This is a genomic window from Mucilaginibacter pedocola (assembly GCF_002013915.1).
GTDB lineage: Bacteria > Bacteroidota > Bacteroidia > Sphingobacteriales > Sphingobacteriaceae > Mucilaginibacter > Mucilaginibacter pedocola.
The window spans coordinates 412,054-432,654 of the sequence record NZ_MBTF01000012.1; the positions used below are offsets into that span (position 1 = coordinate 412,054).

Below are 20,601 nucleotides of genomic sequence, written 5' to 3' on the forward strand. Positions count from 1 at the left end.
CAGCCGCGCTTTCCTTCGCGCCCCCTCTCTAGAGGGGAATTTTTAGCTGCAACAATTGCGCGCACCTCGCAAACTATAGTTCCCCTCTTGAGAGGGGTTAGGGGTGTGTTAAACGTAATGCTCTTCCAAAATTCCCTGTTGGTTTTATTCTCAAAATTAATTTAGCTTTGTTTTAGTATAAACCTGATTTGATCTTAATGAATATTATTGCCGAGCAACCAACCGTACCGGGCCTTATCCGGAACGTTGTGGCCAATATACACCCCGATACCCACACCTTCATGATGCACAAAGTGAAGGATACCTGGGTAGAAATATCCTACAAAGAGGCCCTCGAAAAGATCGACGCCATATCGGCCTGGTTCCTTGATATCGGTATACAAAAAGGCGACCGGCTGGCCCTCATCATCGAGAACGGCCCCGACTATGTTTATTACGACCAGGCCCTGCAGCAAATAGGCGCGGTAAATACTTCCATATACCCCACCCTTTCGGAGGCGGAGGTAGAATACATCCTGAACGATTCGGAAGCGCGTACCATCCTTTGCGGCAACCCCTTCCTGTTCCGCAAGGTGCTGAAGGTTGCCAATAATGTGAGTTCGCTTATCCGCATTATTCCTGCTTTTGACGATTTCGAAAAGTTCAGCGATAAGCTTAGCCTCAATGCCGGGGTTATCGGCTTTAAAAAAGTGATAGAAGAAGGGCTGGCGCTGGTGGGCAAGCAAACCCACGCCATCAATGCCGCACGCGAGGCTATTTTGCCTTCGGATATATCTTGCCTCATTTATACATCGGGCACTACAGGCACGCCAAAAGGTGTAATGCTTACGCATAGCAACCTCACCCAAAACGTGCGCTGGAGTTTAGTGCAGATACCGGTCATCGAAAACACCGATCTGTTCCTGTCGTTCCTGCCGCTGTCGCACGTTTTCGAGCGCATGGCCACATACTACATCTGCCTGAACAAGGGCTGCACCATAGCCTTTGCCCAAAGCCTGGAACTGTTGGCCAAGAACATGATGGAGGTAAAACCTACCGTGATGTGCTGCGTACCGCGCCTGTTGGAGCGCATACATGATAAGGCCATGAAGAATGGTTTATCTGCAGGGGGCATGAAAACAAAAATTTTCACCTGGGCCATGGAAGTGGGCAAAAAAGTGCGCGAGGCGCATGAAGAAGGCAAAAACCCCGGCCTGGTATTGGGCACTCAACATAAACTGGCCGATAAACTGGTATTTAGTAAAATAAAGGAGAAGACAGGCGGAAGGCTTAAAATACTGGTATCGGGCGGTGGTGCGCTGCCCAAAAACATCGGCGCATTTTTTGGCGATATAGGTGTAAAGGTGCTCGAAGGCTTCGGGCTTACCGAAACCTCGCCGGTAATGGCCGTAACCGAAAACGACCGCATCATCATTGGTACCGTGGGCCGCATTATCCCCGGCATTGAGGTGGCCATACAAAATGTGGACACCAAGAAAATATACACCATACAAACGCACGATAACTTTAAGCCCGATTTTACATCGGAAGAAGGCGAGATCATTGTTCGCGGGCATTGCGTAATGAAAGGCTACTGGCGCAAACCCGAAGAAACCGCTGCGGTTATAGATAGCGAGGGCTGGTTCCATACTGGCGATATTGGCCGCTTTTACAAAGGCAACCTGCAAATTACCGACAGGCTGAAGAACATGCTGGTGAATGCTTATGGTAAAAACATTTACCCAACACCAGTAGAGAACACCTACCTGAAAAGCCCTAAGATAGAGCATGTATTTTTACTGGGCGACAAACGCGAATACATCACAGCCATACTGGTACCAAGCCGCGAACTGCTACAGGAAACCTTTAAACTGGGTAACGATTACTTCGAGAAACCCGATGTTTTTATAAACGACCAGGAAATTATCGACTGGGTGAACCAGGACGTAAAGAAATACTCTAACGAACTGGCCAAATTCGAGCGTATTAAAAATTTCAAACTAAAACGCGTGCCCTTCAGCATGGAAGAAGGCGAAATAACCCCTACCATGAAAGCCAAACGCAAGGTGATAGAGAAGAAATACGCAGAAGCAATAGACGACCTTTATTTACAGGAAACAGAGGCAGATTAACACCAAAAGTATGCGCCTACGGCTTTTTAGTAGGCGTATACTTCCAAAAGTCTTTCTTCAAACCGGGATTGCCCGTACCAACATAGGCAATGCCATCTATTACAAAACTTACGGCATCGTAACGCGGGTCGCCGCCGTATGGGGTGATCTTTATCCAGCTATTCTTTGCGGGGTCGTACTTATAAAAGTCATCGGCAGATGAGGTGGTGGTAGTGCCGAGGCCTACATAGCCATCGCTCGCAATAACGAACGGGCTGCTGAAAGCTCGCACAGGGCCGGTAAAATCTGCTTTGGCTGTCCATTTATCTGTCACCGGGTCGTATCCCCAAAAATCTTTTTTGATAACATCCGGCGATGCACCGCCCATGCCTGCATAGCCTTTGCCGCCTACGCGAACGCCGCCACGCCGAAGCTGCCATCGCCGGGGTAATCGGCCATGCGTGTCCATTTGTCTGCAGTAGCATCGTACTTCCAAAAGTCTTTGTAGTTGGCGTCGTAATTATTATTGGTGCCCAGGCCCAAATAGCCGCTGCCATTTATTTCGAAGGCGATAACATTTTCGCGGCCTATTGCGGGCAGGTCGGCTTTCTGTGTCCACGTATCGGTGCTGGGGTTATACTCCCAAAAGTCTTTGTTTTGCGGGATGGCGTCGGGTCCGCCGTAATACTGCATACCGTAACCTGTGCCCATATAGGCTTTGCCATTTATAGTGAACCCACGCAGGTATTCTGCCGCCTGGCCGGGATAATCGGACTTTTGTGTCCACTGATCGGTGGCAGGGTCGTATTCCCATAGGTCGTATAGAGGGATTACGTTGAAGCCCGAACCGGCATTGCCTCCAACTATATACCCCTTTCCCCCAATACTGAAACCATAGGCACGTACTCGCCCTGCGCCGGGGAAGTCGGCCAATTGTTTCCACAAGCCCGGTAACGCGTTCTCGTAATTAGGCACAAATGGCTCTTTTTTACAAGCGGCGAGCGTTGCAAAAGCAAATATTAACAGGAAGGCTTTTTTAAAAGGCATAATTGGTGCTGCGCAATAAAGTAAATATACCGTTTACATTTATTGCAAGGGCATATCTGCCTTATAAATACGCAATTATGGGGCGGGCGGTTGCTTTGATCACCCATTCAGCACCTGCTGGTACAACTCTATAAACTGCCCAACATGCAGGCCATCTATCAGTCCGTGGTGTACGGTGATGGATAGCGGCATCATTTTACGGCCGTGCACTTCGGTAACTTTACCTACCGATAGTTTGGTGGAGCTATCTTTAAACCCAAAACTACGCGCATGCGTAAGCCCGGTAAACTTAATGCTTGGCATGGCTGAAAAATGGATGATGTTTTCGTTCGGGATGCTCAGATCGAGCCCTTTGGTGGCCAGTATGCGTTCGGTTTCCACTTTGGCCAGTGCTACAAACTCTTCCAGCGTAGGCACAAACGGAATATACCCGAAGCCAAAAGTACCGTTAGGGCGAAGCACTACGTGGGTAACATTTATTTTATCGTATAAAAAAACTTCATCGTTTATAGCCCTAAGCCTGAAGTTCTCGTGGCTGTTAATGGCCGTAATGGCGCTGTACAGGTAGTAATTATAAAATGTTACGCCAAGCTCTTTTGCCTTTGCATAGGCCGCAGTAACGTCGATATCAACGTTGATGCTGTAATAAGGCTCGTCAAAACTGTTGAATAAATTAAAATGGTCTTCGCGCAGCCAGCCGGCTATCTCTATTTTAGTCCTCATGATGGCTATTTCAGCAACTCCAAAACTTCTTTTATGCGTTCTATACTTTTAAAACGCTCGTTATCTATACTATCTTCAATTTGCTCGTGCGCCCAGGTAATGTGGTATGGCACATGCACCGCATAACCGCCAATATTCAACACAGGCAGTATGTCGCTTTTCAGCGAGTTGCCTATCATCAGCAGTTCCGATGGCTGGATATCCAAATGCTTCAGCAGTTTCAGGTAATTGGCATCGTCCTTCTCGCTCATGATCTCGATATGGTGGAAATATGCGCTCAGTCCCGATTTACGCAGCTTGCGCTCCTGGTCGAGCAGGTCGCCTTTGGTGGCCACTACCAGGCGGTATTTATCTTTAAGGGATTCCAATACTTCCTCCACCCCATCCAGCAGTTCTATAGGTTGGTTCAGCATTTGCTTGCCCAGGTCCATTATTTGTTTTATAATATCGATGCTTAGCGTGTCGCCTGTAATTTTCATGGCGGCTTCTATCATCGAGAGGATAAAACCTTTTATGCCATAGCCGTAAAGGGCAAGGTTATCTATCTCTATACGCAGCAATTCGCGCTCCAGGTCGTGCCGCGAAAGGTAGCCGCTCAGCAGTTCGCAAAAGCGTTCTTCTGTTTGCCTGAAATAGGGTTCGTTCACCCAAAGGGTATCATCGGCATCAAATGCGATAACTTTTATATCCATGCGGTAAAGGTATTTATTTGATGACGAAATATTGGCAACAGATGTGACAAGGGGCGTTTATTGCCGTAGGGTAAGCGTAATGAAACTTTACAGTTCCGAGTTGCTTTGTAAAATACTTAGAAATTCTTCACCGGAGATTATTTTAACCGAGGGGAAGGCCAACTGCTTTAAAACATTAAAATGTGCGTCATTGGTAACTATGTAATCGGCGTTACCCGCTACTGCAATATCGAAAAACTTATTATCATCGGGGTCACTCTTTATTGCCTCCCATTGATAATAGACCTTTTGATAAAGTATGTTCGTTGCTTCCACAAAAACTTCCATTACCAGGTCAGATACTCCAGGAGCTGAATAGAGTTGCAATATCTCCTCGTACTCGTGAAGCACTTCTTCAGAGATCACCAATTCGTATGCCTCACTTAAAAAATCGGTCCAAATTGGCCGATAACGACTTCGCTTTCCAAGCGCAACGAGAAGTATATTAGAATCTAAAACGACTCTCATTAAGATTTGCGGGAAGAAGACCTAAAATGCCCTTTACTTAATTTTTCGTAATGTTCCGTGGTTATAGCATTGGTATTCTCCCATTGCTCTATGTTCTCGTCGATCTGTTCAGCCAAAAGTTTCACAACAAGCTGTTTGATCTTCTTGAAGGAACCTTCGGGCATAGGCTTTTTCAACAAACGCAACATGAGCAATTGCTGTTCATTTAAAGAATCAGATATTAATTCTTTTGTCTCCATAAACAAATATAATGATCAAATTTTGCATTGTTGATATAACACATCTCAAATCTCACATCTCAAATCCCATATCTAAATAAAAACCCTATTTTTGCAGCCTTAAAATACAACGCTTTTAATATGAGTATTGCGCTATCCGAACAGGAACTTTTCCGCCGCAAGTCGCTACAAGACTTACGTGCCCTGGGCATCAACCCTTACCCTGCCGAAGCCTATGATGTAACTGCATGGGCGCAGGATATTAACAACAATTTTGATGCTGCACCGGATAAGTATAAACAGGTTACCATAGCCGGCCGCATCATGACGCGCCGTATTATGGGCAGCGCTTCTTTCTTCGAGATACAAGACACCACCGGCCGCGTACAAGTTTACATCAAACGCGATGATATTTGCCCCTGCGAGGATAAAACCCTTTACAATACCGTATTCAAAAAACTATTGGATATTGGCGATTATGTTGGCGTAAAAGGATTTGTTTTCCGTACGCAGACCGGCGAAATATCGGTCCATACCGAAGAGTTAACCATCCTCTCGAAATCATTAAAACCACTTCCGGTTGTAAAACGCGAAGATGATGGTACCGTACACGATGGCTTTACCGACCCGGAACTGCGTTACCGCCAGCGCTATGTTGACCTAACGGTTAACCCCGAGTATAAAAACATCTTCATCAACCGCTCTAAAGTGATCAGCGCTATGCGTAATTACTTTAACGGGCAAGGCTGGATGGAGGTAGAAACCCCTATCCTGCAGGCAGTGCATGGTGGTGCAGCGGCTCGTCCGTTCAACACCCACCACAACACGCTGGATATGCCGCTATTTTTGCGTATCGCTAACGAGCTTTACCTGAAAAGATTGATCGTTGCCGGTTTTGATGGTGTTTACGAGTTCGGTAAAATGTTCCGTAACGAGGGTATGGACCGCACCCACAACCCGGAATTTACCGCAATGGAAATTTACGTGGCCTATAAAGATTATATCTGGATGATGGCCATGGTTGAGGAATGTTTAGAAACCGTTGCCAAAGCCGTACACGGCGTACCGGTTGTACAGGTTGGCAAAAACGAGATAAACTTTGCCGGCCCATACGAGAAACTGAGCATGTACGATTCTATCCTGAAATACACCGGTATAGATGTATCTGCCATGGACGAAGCCGGTTTACTAAAAGTTTGTGCCGACCTGGGTATCGAAACCAACTCGACCATGGGTAAAGGTAAACTGGTAGATGAGATCTTCAGCGCCAAAGTTGAGGCGAACCTGATACAGCCTACTTACATTACCGACTACCCCATCGAAATGACGCCGCTTGCCAAAAAGCACCGTACAAAAGACGGTTTGGTAGAGCGCTTTGAGTTGTTCGTGAACGGTAAAGAGATCGCTAACGCTTACTCGGAACTGAACGACCCGATCGATCAGCGCGAACGCCTTGAAGAGCAACTGATACTGGCGGGTCGCGGCGATGATGAAGCGATGGCAATGGACGAGGATTTCCTGCGTGCCTTAGAATACGGTATGCCGCCAACATCGGGCTTAGGTATCGGTATCGACCGTTTGGTGATGCTGATGACCAACCAAAGCACCATACAGGAAGTACTGTTCTTCCCGCAAATGCGCCCCGAGAAAAAAGCTAAAGTTGCTACGGTTGAAGATTTTATTGCGATAGGCGTACCGGCAGAATGGGTGCCCGTAATAAACAAAATGGGCTTCAACACCCCTGAAGAACTAAAAGCAGGCAACCCCAACAAGGTATTTAACGACCTTGGCGGCATGCGCAAAAAAATGAAACTGGACATTACTATGCCTACCAAGGATGAGGTAATGAAATGGTTCGAATAAAACCATCTTTATATAAAACAACGAAAGGCCCGATAAGGGCCTTTTCTATTTTAAAGCTATTCTTAAACCTGTAAAGCTTATTGAGTGAACACGAATAATTTCGAATTGAATCAAATTTCACAAATCAAATTCGAATAAATTAGCTAGAAGGACAAAGCAAAAATTCGTGCAATTCGACTTAATTGGTGATATTCGTGTTCACTCAATTAGCTAAACACAAGCTCTCTGTGCTCTTTGTGTACCTCCCTCAGTGTTCTCTGTGGTAAAATTAACCCACTAAACAAAAGGTTAAAACAATCACCCCAAAACGCAATCCTTTTAAACTAAAATTGAATCTCGTAACTAATTGTACTCCTGTTGGTTTTATCAACACACGTCATCCACAAATGTGAAAAGAAACCGACTGTTTCCTTCACAATTCCTTAACGCAATGATAAAAATTATGAAACTTTCGTTAAAATTAACTTGTTTAGCTTTATATCAAATACACTAATGCGAACACCCATGACAAATTCGATCCTTGAGATAACGGAGAACGAATACCTGATAAAGCTAAACAGGAGCAATTTTAACCTGTCGTTCATCCGCAGTATATTGAAGATGGTAGAAGTTGCCGAACCATCAACAGATAACGAACCGAAATTGGTTGACAGGCATATCAACGCGAATCACAGTAACTCGCCGGAGCCTGACTATTTCAGTTCGTTAGACGATAAATAAAAGGAATTCTTTTTTAGAACCTTTGCTGACGGAAGCCGCCGCGTACCACCTGCTGCTTATCCATCTGCGCCATTTGACCCTTCATCATTTTTATCTGCTCGGCAAGTAGCTTGTTCGTGTCGTCTTTAGCAGCTTCTTTCAAATACATCTCGGCTTCGCGCTTGTTGCGTTTTGCCATTGATATACCCGCCAGGCTTAGTTTTGCCAAAGCCGTGTTGTGGCTCATGCTCATGCCTAACTGCAGGGCCTTCTTGAAGTATTTCTCAGATTTTAATGGCGACTTGCGCGACTCTATCAAGCCGATAAGCAGGTTGTAGTAACCATGCTGGCCTTTGTATAATTGTTTTTCGTAATCGGTGATCTTCATCAACCACTTTTCCGATTCTTCGCTTTTCTCTTTACGCAGGTAGTACTGCGATATGATCATGTTCTCGTTAAAGAAGAACGTTAGCAGCACCATGCCGCCAAAAATGAACGTGGTAATGCCCCAGCCCCAAAAACCAAATGCGCACAAAGTAACACCTGCACCCATTATCACACAGGCTATGATCAGCCTAACTATATTCGACATAATTTGTATTAGTATTATGAAAGTGCGAATATCGTTATTTGTAAGCTACAATAAAACATCTGATAAATATTTATGGCAGGAGAATTAGAAGCATCGTGGATGCGCGAAATAGGCGACGAACTCAACAAGCCCTACATGGCACAACTGAAGGCTTTTTTAATGCAGGAGAAAGCGGCAGGGCATAAAATATACCCCAAAAGCGCCGAGATATTCAACGCCTTTAACAAAACGCCTTATGATAAAGTAAAGGTGGTAATATTGGGCCAGGACCCATACCACGGCGAACACCAAGCACACGGGCTATCATTTTCAGTACAGCGCGGCATTGCCATACCACGTTCGCTCAATAATATCTATAAAGAGTTAAAAACCGACATCCCCGGCTTTACCATCCCTACTCACGGCAACCTCGAAAAATGGGCAGAGCAGGGCGTATTGCTGCTTAACACCTCGTTAACGGTACGCGCCAACGAAGCGGCATCGCACTCTAAAAAAGGTTGGGAACATTTTACTGATGCGGTGATCAAAAAACTCTCGCAGGATGCTAAAGGCATAGTCTTCATTTTGTGGGGAGCACATGCCCAATCAAAAATAGCATTGATAGACACCGCAAAACATCACATCATTAAATCGGTACATCCCTCACCCCTATCAGTAGAGCGCGGTTTCTGGGGATCTAAACCATTCTCTAAAGCCAATGAGTTTTTGAAGCAAGAAGGTAAAGAGGAGATTGATTGGCAGATCGAGTAGTTAGAAGCAACAGGCGAGAATCAAGAGTCAAGACAGGAAGCGCCGCATAAAACAAAAAGAGCCTGTGATCAAAACATTTGATCACAGGCTCCTAATTCTTGTCTCTTGATTCTTACCTCTTGACTCTAACTTTAGTATTCCAGCGGCACTATCGGCTCCTTCTTACTGGTGCTCATTATCATCATGGTTTGGAAAGTTTTTACCACCGTAATGCGGCTTATTTTTTCCATAATGAGGCGCTCGTACGATTTAATGTCGCGCACGTAAACCTTCAGCAGAAAATCGCACTGGCCGGTTACGTGGTGGCACTCGGTCACCTCCTTAATGGTTTGTATCTCGTCCAAAAAAGTTTGGATGGTGTTCTTCTGGTGAAAATCCAGCGATATCTGTATGAAGGTTTTTATGCCCAGCCCCAGTTTCTCTTCGTCTACCAAAGCATGGTAGCTTTTTATGTACTCGGCGTTCTCCAGTTTGCGCACGCGTTCTAAGGTCGGTGCCGGTGAAAGCCCGATTTCGTTAGAAAGCTGCAGGTTGGTTATACGCCCGTTTTCTTGTAATATCTTGAGTATTTGGAGGTCTATCTTATCTAATTCAGCTGCCATGGTACATGCAAATATATGATAATCTCTATCACGCAAAATATAATTCCACACAAATATCGTTTAACCGAACAATTTAGAGCGTGTATTTTTAGGCTTGTCTAAAAAAATTATTATATTTGGCTAAATGCACACATTAGCCGAGGAGAACTATTTAAAGGCCATTTACAAGCTGGCCGCCACCAATCCAAGCGTAAGCACCAACCAAATTGCGGCTTCGCTGGATACAAAGGCTTCGTCGGTTACCGATATGTTGCGCAAGCTTGCCGACAAAATGCTCATTAACTATCAGCGTTACCAGGGCGTAAGCCTTACACAGAGCGGCGAAAAGGTGGCCATCAACATCATCCGCAAACACCGGCTTTGGGAATACTTTTTGGTAGAAAAGCTAAACTTTAAGTGGGACGAGGTGCACGATATGGCCGAAGAAATGGAACATATCTCATCGAACGAATTGATAGATAGGCTCGACGAATTTATGGGTTTCCCCCGCCGCGACCCGCATGGCGACCCGATACCCGATAGTAATGGCCATTTTAAGACGAACGATCTTAAACCAATTTCGGCACTGGCGGTTAGTAGCGCGGGGGTTATTTCGGGCGTGCGCGATCATTCGGCCGTGTTTCTGCAATACCTCGAAAAACAAGGCCTCACCATCGGTAAAAAAATAGCGGTGAAAGAGGTTATCAGTTATGATAATACCGTAGTGCTGCAAATGGACAACAAAGTTTTACAAATAAGCCGCGAGGTGGCCAATAACCTCCTGATAGCGATATGATAACAAACGAATCCTTAGGAAACGTTCACAATACCGTAAGCACCGAAAATAAAACGGGCTGGCGCAAACTACTTTCATTTTTGGGCCCCGCCTACCTGGTAAGCGTTGGTTATATGGACCCGGGCAACTGGGCTACAGACTTAGCCGCCGGCAGCCAGTTTGGTTATAAACTAATTTGGGTGCTGTTGCTGAGCAACATGATAGCCCTGTTGCTGCAAAACCTTTGCGTAAGGCTGGGAATAGTGCGCGGGCTGGATTTAGCGCAGGCATCTAAACACTCCTACCCCCGCTTTGTAAACTTCTGCCTGTACATACTGGCCCAAATCTCCATTATAGCCTGCGATTTGGCAGAGGTTATTGGTATGGCCATTGGTTTGAACCTATTGTTCGGCTTGCCGCTGATATGGGGCGTATCTATAACCATGCTGGACACCTTGCTGCTTTTGTTCCTGATGAATAAGGGTATGCGCAAATTGGAAGGCTTTATTATCTCGCTGATATTTATAGTGGGGCTGGCCTTTTTGCTGGAGATGTTTATTGTAAAGCCTGTGGCATTAGAAGTTGCCAAAGGCTTTATCCCTACCGAATTAAATCAGCGTTCGCTTTACCTGGCCATAGGTATTATTGGCGCTACCGTGATGCCGCATAACCTCTACCTGCATTCCTCACTGGTGCAAACCCGCAAGATAGACCGCAGCGACGAAGGCATCAAAAACGCCATCCGTTACAATTTTTGGGACACCACCATTGCCCTTAACCTGGCTTTTTTTGTAAATGCTGCGATACTGATACTGGCCGCCAGCGCTTTCTTCGGCCGTGGCTATCACGAGGTTGCCGAAATACAGGATGCCCATAAACTGCTTACCAATATCTTCGGTAAACTGGCACCCGCGCTGTTTGCCATTGCGCTGATAGCCGCCGGGCAAAGCTCTACCGTAACCGGTACGCTTGCCGGGCAAATTATTATGGAAGGGCACCTTAACCTGCGCATTGCCCCATGGCTGCGTCGTTTGCTTACGCGGATATTTGCTATTGTGCCGGCTTTCTTTACCATACTGCACGCAGGCGAAGAAGGCTTAGGGAAACTATTGATATTAAGCCAGGTGGTGTTAAGCCTGCAGTTAGGCTTTGCCATTATCCCGCTCATCCACTTCACATCCGACAAAAAGCGCATGGGCAAATTTGCCATTAATGTACCCTTAAGGATACTGGCATGGCTGTTTGCAGTAGTAATAGTTGGCTTGAACGTACGACTGGTGATAGAAGAGATAAGCAGTTGGGCGGCAGAAAACCCCGGCTCGGCAGATATAGTAAATTATGTGGCCACGCCTATTGCGGGTGCTATTGGTTTGCTATTGTTATACGTGTTTATCCGTCCTCTACTGTTTAAACACGCGGGCCAACCATCTTACGTGCCGCACGGACTGGCTGCATCGCTTGATAATTTGGAGGCGGTGCATTATAACCATATTGCGGTCACCATTGATTTTTCGAAAAACGATGAGGATTGTATACGCCATGCGCTGATGCAGGGCGGCAAAAAGGCCACCTACACGCTCATACACGTGGTAGAAACCGCCGGCGCGCGCTATTATGGCAAGCAGGTAATGGATAACGAAACCCAAAGCGACGTAAACAACCTCGACAAATATGTTGATGCACTAACCAAACTGCACTACAAAGCAGAAGCGCGCATAGGCTACGGCGGCCCCGCAACGGCCATTGCCGAAATTGTGAATACCGAGGGTATTGATTTTATTGTGATGGGCTCTCACGGGCACAAGGCGTTAAAGGACCTGATCTTCGGCACTACCGTAAACACCGTACGCCACAAGGTGAATGTACCGGTGCTGGTAGTGAAACCCGGTGCACGAAAATAATTTGCATATTTGCACCGTAATGAAACAGGACGTATATATAAAAAATAAAAAGGCATACTTTGAGTACCACATACTGGATAAATACGTGGCGGGCATACAATTGCTCGGTACCGAAATAAAATCTATCCGCGATGGTAAAGCAAACGTAAATGATGCCTTTTGCACCTTTGTTGGCAGCCAGCTGTATGTGCGTAACCTGCATATTTCCGAGTATTCGTTCGGCTCGTTCTATAACCACGAGGCCAAGCGCGACCGTGTGCTGCTGCTGAACAAAAAGGAACTAAAAAAACTCCAAACCCGCGGCGAAGAGAAAGGATTAACCATTGTCCCCCTTGCCTTGTTCATTAGCGAACGCGGCTTTGCCAAATTAGAGATAGCATTGGCCCAGGGCAAGAAAACCTTTGATAAACGCGAAACCTTGAAAGAGCGCGATACCAAAGTGGAGATGGACAGGGCGATGAAAAGGTAAACCGGCGAGCCCCCTCCGCCCCCTGAAGGGGGAACTTTTGATTTGCGTGACGATAAGATCGGCAAGGAAAAAAAATGAAAATTAAAAACCTAAATACTGAAAAGTTCACCTTTTTAAGAGAACTAAAGGAATCTATAAGAGAAGTAAATCTCGCAAAAAAGGAGAAATTAAAGCTCCAAACTTTGGATGAACTCCTCAAAGAATTGGACCAACGAAAATAAGCTACTCAAAAGCTTCCTTTGCAGGGGGTAACACTCTCTATGCACCTCACTCCCAAATCGAATAGGTTAGCTAAGCCCTATTTAAAACCCCTTATCCCCTTTTTGCGTAGTTATCAATAACAATCTACCCATTGTTAAATATTTTGTGATAGCTGCTTTATACCAAAAACATATTTATGTGCGTATTGCCATGGGCATGCTATTAATATTATTAATAGCCCTTAAAGCTGCGGCACCGGTATTTGTCAGCCTGAGATCCGTTGGTAAAGAAACTTCTTCGGCTACCGAAAACGATGATGAAGGCGAAAAGAAAGCAGAAAACAATTCCTCCATCGAAAAAGAAAAAGAATTTACCGATGCCGCAACCCTTCAATCAACACACCTGTTTTGGTATACGCAGGTAATTCATTTTACCGGTTATTACAACAACTACCAAACCACCCATTTTCTTAAAATCACATCGCCCCCTCCGGATTTTTATTTACACCCTATCTGCTAAAAAATTGCCCCACCCGGCAATGGAATAAACATTTACTGTAAATAAAAATCTATTATGAAAACATTTAACATTTCTGTTAAGCTGGGCATAGTATGCGCTGCTGCCATTTTAATATTCGCATCATCTTGTAAAAACGAAACCGGCCCGTTCCCAAATCCCGTAAACATGGAAGAAACCGACGGGCCGGATGTAAACTTTTTTGCCCTTACATCTGATAACCGCTTGCTGACGTTGAATGCAAAAGCGGTAGCAACCGTAATTGCGGCCGTGCCGGTTACAGGCTTGCAAGCCGGCGAAACCATTTTAGGGATGGATTTTAGGCCAGCAACAGGGCAGCTTTATGCCATTGGCAGCACCAGTCGCCTGTACATTATCAACACTGCGACGGGTGCGGCTCGTGCTGTAAACGCAGCACCATTTACGCCTGCCATTACTGCCTCAATTTATGGGGCTGGTTTCGATTTTAACCCAACGGTTGATAGAATACGCTATATAGGCTACAACGGGCAAAACCTGCGCCTGCACCCCGAAACCGGCGCAGTTGCATTTACTGATGGTAGCATCAGTGGTTCTACCCTGGCACCGGGAGTTAGCGCCGCCGCATACACCGAAAATCGAGCGGGCGCTACAAGCACTATTTTGTACGACATTGACCTGAATAACGATAAGCTATACAAACAAGACCCGCCAAACGATGGCAAATTGGTTGAAGTGGGTTCATTGACCGTAAACGCCGAAGCCACCGGCGGCTTCGACATTAGCCCCGACGGCAGCAAAGCGCTGGCTATATTGACAGTAGAAAGCAAAAAAGCCCTTTACACCATCGACCTTACCACCGGAAAAGCCGTACGCATTAAAGGCGACCTGCCGGCAAGCATCATTGGTTTTGCCATACCAACCGAACCCGTGGCTTACGCCGTAACCACAAACACCGAACTTGCCATTTTTAACCCGGCAAGCCCGGCACCGGTACTGAAAGCTATCTCCGGTTTACAAGCGGGCGAAACCATATTGGGTATAGATATGCGCCCTGTAAACGGCCAATTGTTCGCGCTTGGTAGTACAAGCCGGCTGTATACTCTTAACGCATCATCGGGAGCTGCTACACAAGTTGGTACAGGCACTTTAACCACGCCACTTTTAGGTACTGATTTCGGGTTCGACTTTAACCCAACTGTCGACAGGATACGCGTGGTGAGCAATTTAGGGCAAAACCTACGCCTTAACCCTAACGATGGTACTGTTGCAGCGGTAGACGGCACAATTAACCCGATCACCTCATCGGTAAGTGCTTCGGCCTATACTAACAACTTTGCGGGAGCAACCGCAACTGTTTTATACAATATTGATGCAGGTGCAGGCAGGTTAGTTAAACAAGATCCGCCAAATAACGGCACATTATCAGACGTTGGCGCACTTGGTGTAACAGCAAGCACTGCCAATGGCTTTGATATTGGTAGCACCAGCGGCACTGCTTATGCTGTGTTAATCGTAGGCGGTGTTACTAAAATTTATACCATAAACCTTACCACCGGCGCGGCCACAGCAGGCGCAACGCTTAATGGTAACTATACCGGGTTTACTTTAGGTTTAGGTTTCTAATCATTATTTCATCAATACCGATAGCTCCGCGTTTCGCGGGGCTATTTTTTTACCCTGCGCTTTCTTCCTGATAAGCCAGCCTCATAAATTCCATTACCTCCTCATTTAAATCCTCCGCTTGCAGCATCCTGAAATGGTGGTTGTATTGTTCTTGCCCGGGCACTTGCGCTATTTTTTGGAAGCATAAATTATCGGGATATTCCTGCTTGAAGGGGAAAACCACGTGCACAAAGTTTCTACCCAATTGCGTAACCCAGGCAATACGCTTATGATTGTTGGAGATGCCTATCATGCTTTTGGTAGCTTCTACCTTGATATCCCCTATCGTTTTAAACACCGCGATAAAATGATGGAACAGCATTAAAGTATGTTCGCTTTTGCCTGTGAGGAAAGCAGATAGGGCTAATTCTCCGCCGGGTGTTGTCATGAGGTTAAATATATCAAAGAAATATCATCTTTACATTTTACAAATGCAACAATGTTGCTTTTGTAATTTCTTCCTCTACATTTGCTGCTATGGAAGCAAATTTTGATGCAATTATAATTGGCGGCAGTTACGCTGGCCTATCGGCAGCCATGGCGTTGGGGCGCGCCTTGCGTAAGGTTTTGGTATTGGATGCAGGCAAACCCGCCAACAGGCAAACGCCGCATGCGCATAACTTTATAACGCACGATGGCGAAACACCTGCAGCCATTAGCGCGAAAGCTAAAGAACAGGTGTTAGAGTATCCAACCATTACTTTTAAAACAGGCACAGCAATAAACGCATTGCAGCAGGACGGTTTGTTTATTATAGAAACAGATGGCGAGGAAACCTACACAGGGCGCAAGCTACTTTTCGCCACAGGTATTGTGGATGTAATGCCGGATATAGCGGGTACTGCCGAATGCTGGGGTATTTCGGTACTGCATTGCCCCTACTGCCATGGCTACGAAGTGCGCAACCGCCCTACAGCTATTTTAGCCAATGGCGATATTGGCTTCGAGTTTTCGAAGATCATAACTAACTGGACGCAGGAAATAACCCTGCTAACCAACGGGCCATCCACACTTAAAGAAGAGCAAATAGCTGAGTTAGAAAAGCATAACATTACCATCAATCCAAAGCCGATAAAAAGCATCAGCCACGAAGATGGTTACATGAATAATATTTGTTTCGAGGACGGCAGCAACCTGAAGTTAACCGTAATGTACGCCAAGTTACCCTTTATACAGACTTGCCCGCTATTGCAAACTTTGGGCTGCGAGTTTACTGATGCGGGTTTTATTAAGATAGATGAAATGCAGGCCACAACGGTAAAAGGCGTATATGCTGCGGGAGATAATACCACCATGATGCGGTCGGTACCATCGGCAGTGGCACAGGGGAATAAAGCTGGGGCAATGATCAACCACCAGTTGGTGAATGAGGATTTTTAGGATTAAGCCCAAAAAAAATGTTATTTCGAGCGAGCGAAGCGACGAGAAATCCTGAACGCTGAAGCATGAACGCTTTGCATTACCGTATTGCACAGTGCCTTTGCATGTCGAACAAGTTCTCTCCTCGCCCCTGCACTCTTTGCCTCCCCGCTCGTTCGATGACAGGGTGGGCTGAGGCGGTTTAGGTATTTCCATTAAAATTCCGGCAATACCCCTTCTATCCCCCAGCGTTCTTCTATCCCTAAACCAAACAGCGCAAAGTCGTACTTCACAGGGTCTAATGGATCCAATTCGCGGAGGTTTTGGGTGAGTTCTACGGCTGTTTGCCAGTCGGTTTGTTTGCGGGTGATGAGTTTTAGTTTTCGGGCCACACGGTCAACATGCAGGTCGCAGGGGCAAATTAAGTCGGCAGGTTTTAGTTTGTTCCAAATGCCGAAATCTACACCTTGGCTGTCTTTCCGAACCATCCAACGCAAGAACATGCAAAGCCGTTTGCAGGTAGATTTTTGTGACGGTGAGGAAACGTGCTTTTTGGTGCGATTAGGGAAATCGGGCAGGGAGGTGAAATAGTTTCTAAAATAATTGAGAGCCGTTTCAACAGTGCTTTCGGGTTGAACAAACCGAGAGCATGTATTGCTTATAGATCCTTCGCTCTTGCTCAGGATGACAAAGTTATTTTGGGCGTTGAACGCCTCCTCTAAACTATCGAACCTTTCGTAATGATACCTGAAGAACGAGATAAAATACAGCGTATCTATATCGTTAAAAGTGCGGTGCTTAAAACTAAGCAGCTTCTTCAGGTCGGGTTCTTCGTGGTTGATGATAAAATCGTAAGGCGCGCCGTCCATCAGGGCGATCAATTCTTTGCATTTGTTAATGATGGTTACGCGCTGCCCCCATGCCAGTGTAGCTGCCCAAAAGCCCATGATCTCGATATCCTGCTTTTTGGTAAACAGGTGCGGAATGCTCACCGGGTCGTTGGCAATAAACTCGGGCCGGTTGTATTGAGAAACTTTTTCGTCGAGGAAGGCTTTGAGATTATCGTTCATATCGTGAGAATCAAGATGAAAGAGTCAAGAATCAAGATAGCTACATGATCGTCTAGATTCTTGACTCTTATTTCTTGGCTCTAATTTACGCCAACGCCTGTTTCAAATCTTCCAGCAAATCCTCAATATCCTCTACACCTACGCTAAGGCGCAGTAGGTTATCTACCACGCCGGCTTTGTCGCGTTCGGCTTTGGGGATGCTGCCGTGAGTCATGCTCACGGGGTGGTTTATTAGCGACTCTACACCGCCTAATGATTCGGCCAGCGAGAATACTTTGAACGAACCTGCAATGCGGAAGGTATCTTCCAACGTGGCATCTTTCAGTACAATAGATATCATGCCACCAAAATCGCGCATTTGTTTTTTGGCTACTTCGTGGTTTGGCGAATCCGGGAAACCCGGCCAGTATATTTTCTCTACCCTTGGGTGGTTCTTCAGAAACTCAGCAACCGCACGGCCGTTCTCGCAATGGGCCTTCATGCGCAGGTGCAGTGTTTTTATACCACGCAGCACCAAAAAGCTATCCATTGGGCCGGGAGTGGCACCACAGGCATTATAGATGAACCAAAGCTTTTTGTAAAGCTCATGGTCGTTCATCATCAGGGCACCCATTACCACATCGCTATGGCCGCCTATGTATTTGGTTACCGAATGCATTACAATATCAGCACCCAGGTCGATAGGGTTTTGCAGGTATGGCGATGCAAAGGTATTATCAACCACAAAAAGCAAATTATTGGCCTTGCTGATCTTGCCGATGGCCTCGATATCCACCACCTGCATGGTTGGGTTGGTAGGCGTTTCTATCCAAATAAGTTTGGTTTTATCGTTGATGTATTCGCTTACGATATCGGGGTTGCTCAAGTCTAAAAAGTGGAATTTAACGCCGTAGTTAGCAAATATCTTGGTGAAGATACGGTACGAGCCACCGTAGAGATCGTTACCGGTGATCACTTCATCGCCCGGCGCCAGCAGCTTCATTACCGCATCCGTAGCACCCATACCGCTCGAAAAAGCTAAGCCGTGCTTAGCATTCTCCAAGGCAGCTAAACAATCCTCCAGCGCCTTACGGGTTGGGTTGGTACCGCGCGAATATTCGTACCCCTTATTATCTCCCGGCGACTTTTGCCAGTAGGTAGAGGTTTGGTATATCGGCGTCATGATAGCGCCTGTAGTTGGGTCGGGCTCCTGCCCTGCGTGTATTGCTTTAGTTGCGAATTTCATATGCCCATATAGTCCAGCCCCCCAGCCCCCTGAAGGGGGAGCCAAAGGTTGTTATTTAATAATTTATTTATTCCCCTCATGCAAATCAAAAGCTCCCCCTTTAGGGGGCTGGGGGGCTCACCAAACATTAATATGCCCTTGCAAACAACACCCTCTGCGTCGACGGTTTACCCGTCAGGATGCATTTGCCTTCTTCCTGCTTATTGTTCAAAGGTATACAACGTATTGTAGCCTTAGTTTCATCTTTTATCTTTTGTTCGGTTTCCGAGGTACCATCCCAGTGTGCCGAAATAAAACCCGGCTGCTCATCAAGCATGCGTTTAAATTCTTCGTAGGTATCTACCTCGGTGGTATTTTCCGCACGGAAGATTGATGCTTTGGTGTAGATGTTGGTTTGTATCTCTTCCAAAAGATTTGCTATCGTATTCACCAAACCATCCTGCTGAACAGTTTCTTTGGTTTTGGTATCGCGACGGGCAAGCTCTACAGTGCCGTTCTGCATGTCGCGGCTGCCAATGGCAACGCGCAATGGTACGCCCTTCAGTTCGTACTCTGCAAATTTTGCACCGGGGCGGTGGGTATCGCGGTTATCAAATTTCACGCTGATATCTTTCGCACGCAATTCTTTAGTTAAGCCTTTTACGTATTCGGTAATGGCATCCAGTTCTTCCTGGTGTTTGTAAATAGGCACCACTACTACCTGTATTGGCGCCAATTTTGGAGGCAATACCAAACCGGCATCATCTGAGTGAGCCATAATTAAGGCACCTATCAAACGGGTTGATACGCCCCATGAGGTAGCCCAAACAAAATCCTGCTTGTTATCGCGCGTAGTAAATTTCACATCAAACGCTTTGGCAAAGTTCTGGCCCAAAAAGTGCGAGGTACCTGCCTGCAATGCTTTACCATCCTGCATTAAAGCTTCTATGCAATAGGTATCCAAAGCACCTGCAAAGCGCTCGTTAGCTGTTTTGCGGCCTTTCACAACCGGTAGCGCCATCCAGTTTTCGGCAAATTCGGCGTATACATCCAGCATCTGCTCGGTTTCGGCAATAGCTTCTTCTGATGTGGCATGGGCGGTGTGCCCTTCCTGCCATAAAAATTCGCTGGTGCGCAAAAACAAACGCGTGCGCATTTCCCAACGCATTACGTTTGCCCATTGGTTCACCAAAATAGGCAGGTCGCGGTAGCTTTGTATCCAGCCGCGGTAGGTATTCCATATAATGGTTTCGGATGTTGGACGAATAATTAATTCTTCTTCTAATTGTGCCTCGGGGTCCACAACAATTTGGCCCTCTCCATCGTTCTTAAGGCGATAATGCGTGACAACGGCGCATTCCTTAGCGAAACCATCTACGTGGCTTGCTTCTTTAGAGAAGAAAGATTTTGGTATGAGCAGCGGGAAGTAAGCGTTAACGTGCCCGGTATCTTTAAACATTTTATCGAGCGTAGCCTGAATCTTTTCCCATATAGAATAGCCGTATGGTTTAATGATCATACACCCTCTGACAGGCGAATATTCGGCCATATCAGATTTAATTATTAAGTCGTTAAACCATTGCGAATAATCTTCGTCTTTACTGATGACACCTTTGCTCATATACTGTATTTTGGAATAGAATTTGACCTTATTATTAATATAACTAACCGCCAAATTTATAAATTTATACGTTTATTTG

22 protein-coding genes are annotated in these 20,601 nt (G+C 46.0%); 10 read left to right on the top strand and 12 right to left on the bottom strand.

The genetic code is table 11. The features are described 5' to 3' along the window. Positions 1-197 precede the first annotated feature (197 nt). Entirely contained in the window at positions 198-2,111 is a 1,914-nt protein-coding gene (locus tag BC343_RS14170; RefSeq protein WP_078348448.1) for an AMP-dependent synthetase/ligase, read from the top strand. Between the two features lie 16 nt (positions 2,112-2,127). Here BC343_RS14170 and BC343_RS14175 read toward each other — a convergent pair whose 3' ends face one another. From BC343_RS14175 to BC343_RS14200, 6 genes are all read right to left on the bottom strand, one after another. Continuing rightward, complete coding sequence (locus BC343_RS14175) at positions 2,128-2,559, bottom strand: Kelch repeat-containing protein (protein ID WP_143822181.1); 432 nt, start codon at positions 2,557-2,559, stop codon at positions 2,128-2,130. Continuing rightward, the gene (locus BC343_RS14180) at positions 2,499-3,137 is read right to left on the bottom strand and encodes a Kelch repeat-containing protein (RefSeq protein WP_078348450.1); all 639 of its coding nucleotides are present in this window, start codon (positions 3,135-3,137) and stop codon (positions 2,499-2,501) included. The genes BC343_RS14175 and BC343_RS14180 overlap by 61 nt, the downstream gene beginning before the upstream one ends. A gap of 99 nt (positions 3,138-3,236) precedes the next feature. Further along, on the bottom strand, positions 3,237-3,860 hold the full coding sequence (locus tag BC343_RS14185) for a CatA-like O-acetyltransferase (protein ID WP_078348451.1): 624 nt from the start codon (positions 3,858-3,860) through the stop codon (positions 3,237-3,239). A gap of 5 nt (positions 3,861-3,865) precedes the next feature. Beyond that, a complete protein-coding gene (locus tag BC343_RS14190; protein ID WP_078348452.1) occupies positions 3,866-4,552 on the bottom strand; it encodes an HAD family hydrolase in 687 nt (228 codons plus the stop codon). Positions 4,553-4,639: 87 nt separating this feature from the next. After that, positions 4,640-5,059: a putative toxin-antitoxin system toxin component, PIN family gene (locus tag BC343_RS14195; RefSeq protein ID WP_078348453.1), complete on the bottom strand. Its 420-nt coding sequence runs from the start codon at positions 5,057-5,059 to the stop codon at positions 4,640-4,642. Beyond that, entirely contained in the window at positions 5,059-5,298 is a 240-nt protein-coding gene (locus tag BC343_RS14200) for a hypothetical protein (RefSeq protein WP_078348454.1), read from the bottom strand. Before BC343_RS14200 ends, BC343_RS14195 begins: the two co-directional genes overlap by 1 nt. A 120-nt stretch (positions 5,299-5,418) precedes the next feature. On the opposite strand from BC343_RS14200, the gene lysS reads away from it, so the two are divergent. Next, on the top strand, positions 5,419-7,140 hold the full coding sequence (lysS, locus tag BC343_RS14205) for a lysine--tRNA ligase (protein WP_078348455.1): 1,722 nt from the start codon (positions 5,419-5,421) through the stop codon (positions 7,138-7,140). A 504-nt stretch (positions 7,141-7,644) separates the two neighbouring features. Continuing rightward, complete coding sequence (locus BC343_RS14210; protein ID WP_078348456.1) at positions 7,645-7,860, top strand: hypothetical protein; 216 nt, start codon at positions 7,645-7,647, stop codon at positions 7,858-7,860. A gap of 13 nt (positions 7,861-7,873) precedes the next feature. Here BC343_RS14210 and BC343_RS14215 read toward each other — a convergent pair whose 3' ends face one another. Beyond that, positions 7,874-8,431 (bottom strand): hypothetical protein, encoded by a 558-nt coding sequence (locus BC343_RS14215; protein WP_078348457.1) that lies wholly within the window; start codon positions 8,429-8,431, stop codon positions 7,874-7,876. Between the two features lie 72 nt (positions 8,432-8,503). Here BC343_RS14215 and ung point away from each other — a divergent pair, with 72 nt between their 5' ends. Beyond that, the gene (ung, locus tag BC343_RS14220) at positions 8,504-9,181 is read left to right on the top strand and encodes a uracil-DNA glycosylase (protein ID WP_078348458.1); all 678 of its coding nucleotides are present in this window, start codon (positions 8,504-8,506) and stop codon (positions 9,179-9,181) included. A 131-nt stretch (positions 9,182-9,312) separates the two neighbouring features. Here the strand turns inward: ung and BC343_RS14225 are convergent, their stop codons facing one another. Next, the gene (locus tag BC343_RS14225; protein ID WP_078348459.1) at positions 9,313-9,783 is read right to left on the bottom strand and encodes an Lrp/AsnC family transcriptional regulator; all 471 of its coding nucleotides are present in this window, start codon (positions 9,781-9,783) and stop codon (positions 9,313-9,315) included. Positions 9,784-9,907: 124 nt separating this feature from the next. Here BC343_RS14225 and BC343_RS14230 point away from each other — a divergent pair, with 124 nt between their 5' ends. The 5 genes from BC343_RS14230 to BC343_RS14250 all read left to right on the top strand — a co-directional run bounded on the left by BC343_RS14230 (position 9,908) and on the right by BC343_RS14250 (position 15,229). Continuing rightward, complete coding sequence (locus BC343_RS14230; RefSeq protein WP_078348460.1) at positions 9,908-10,558, top strand: metal-dependent transcriptional regulator; 651 nt, start codon at positions 9,908-9,910, stop codon at positions 10,556-10,558. Beyond that, complete coding sequence (locus tag BC343_RS14235) at positions 10,555-12,438, top strand: Nramp family divalent metal transporter (RefSeq protein WP_078348461.1); 1,884 nt, start codon at positions 10,555-10,557, stop codon at positions 12,436-12,438. Before BC343_RS14230 ends, BC343_RS14235 begins: the two co-directional genes overlap by 4 nt. Before the next feature lie 19 nt (positions 12,439-12,457). Continuing rightward, the gene (gene smpB, locus BC343_RS14240) at positions 12,458-12,907 is read left to right on the top strand and encodes an SsrA-binding protein SmpB (protein ID WP_078348462.1); all 450 of its coding nucleotides are present in this window, start codon (positions 12,458-12,460) and stop codon (positions 12,905-12,907) included. A 366-nt stretch (positions 12,908-13,273) separates the two neighbouring features. Further along, on the top strand, positions 13,274-13,627 hold the full coding sequence (locus BC343_RS14245) for a hypothetical protein (RefSeq protein ID WP_078348463.1): 354 nt from the start codon (positions 13,274-13,276) through the stop codon (positions 13,625-13,627). Between the two features lie 54 nt (positions 13,628-13,681). Then, positions 13,682-15,229 carry a DUF4394 domain-containing protein gene (locus tag BC343_RS14250; RefSeq protein ID WP_078348464.1) on the top strand — a complete coding sequence of 516 codons (1,548 nt, stop codon included), beginning with the start codon at positions 13,682-13,684 and terminating at the stop codon, positions 15,227-15,229. Between the two features lie 49 nt (positions 15,230-15,278). Here the strand turns inward: BC343_RS14250 and BC343_RS14255 are convergent, their stop codons facing one another. Further along, complete coding sequence (locus BC343_RS14255) at positions 15,279-15,656, bottom strand: DUF5655 domain-containing protein (protein WP_078348465.1); 378 nt, start codon at positions 15,654-15,656, stop codon at positions 15,279-15,281. Positions 15,657-15,745: 89 nt separating this feature from the next. Here BC343_RS14255 and BC343_RS14260 point away from each other — a divergent pair, with 89 nt between their 5' ends. After that, positions 15,746-16,648: an NAD(P)/FAD-dependent oxidoreductase gene (locus tag BC343_RS14260; protein ID WP_078348466.1), complete on the top strand. Its 903-nt coding sequence runs from the start codon at positions 15,746-15,748 to the stop codon at positions 16,646-16,648. 194 nt (positions 16,649-16,842) lie between these two features. Here BC343_RS14260 and BC343_RS14265 read toward each other — a convergent pair whose 3' ends face one another. The 3 genes from BC343_RS14265 to proS form a co-directional block, all read right to left on the bottom strand. Beyond that, positions 16,843-17,697: a TIGR02757 family protein gene (locus BC343_RS14265; protein WP_078348467.1), complete on the bottom strand. Its 855-nt coding sequence runs from the start codon at positions 17,695-17,697 to the stop codon at positions 16,843-16,845. Between the two features lie 85 nt (positions 17,698-17,782). Continuing rightward, entirely contained in the window at positions 17,783-18,922 is a 1,140-nt protein-coding gene (locus BC343_RS14270; RefSeq protein WP_078348468.1) for a cystathionine gamma-synthase, read from the bottom strand. A gap of 127 nt (positions 18,923-19,049) precedes the next feature. Then, positions 19,050-20,522: a proline--tRNA ligase gene (gene proS, locus BC343_RS14275; RefSeq protein ID WP_078348469.1), complete on the bottom strand. Its 1,473-nt coding sequence runs from the start codon at positions 20,520-20,522 to the stop codon at positions 19,050-19,052. Positions 20,523-20,601 lie beyond the last annotated feature (79 nt).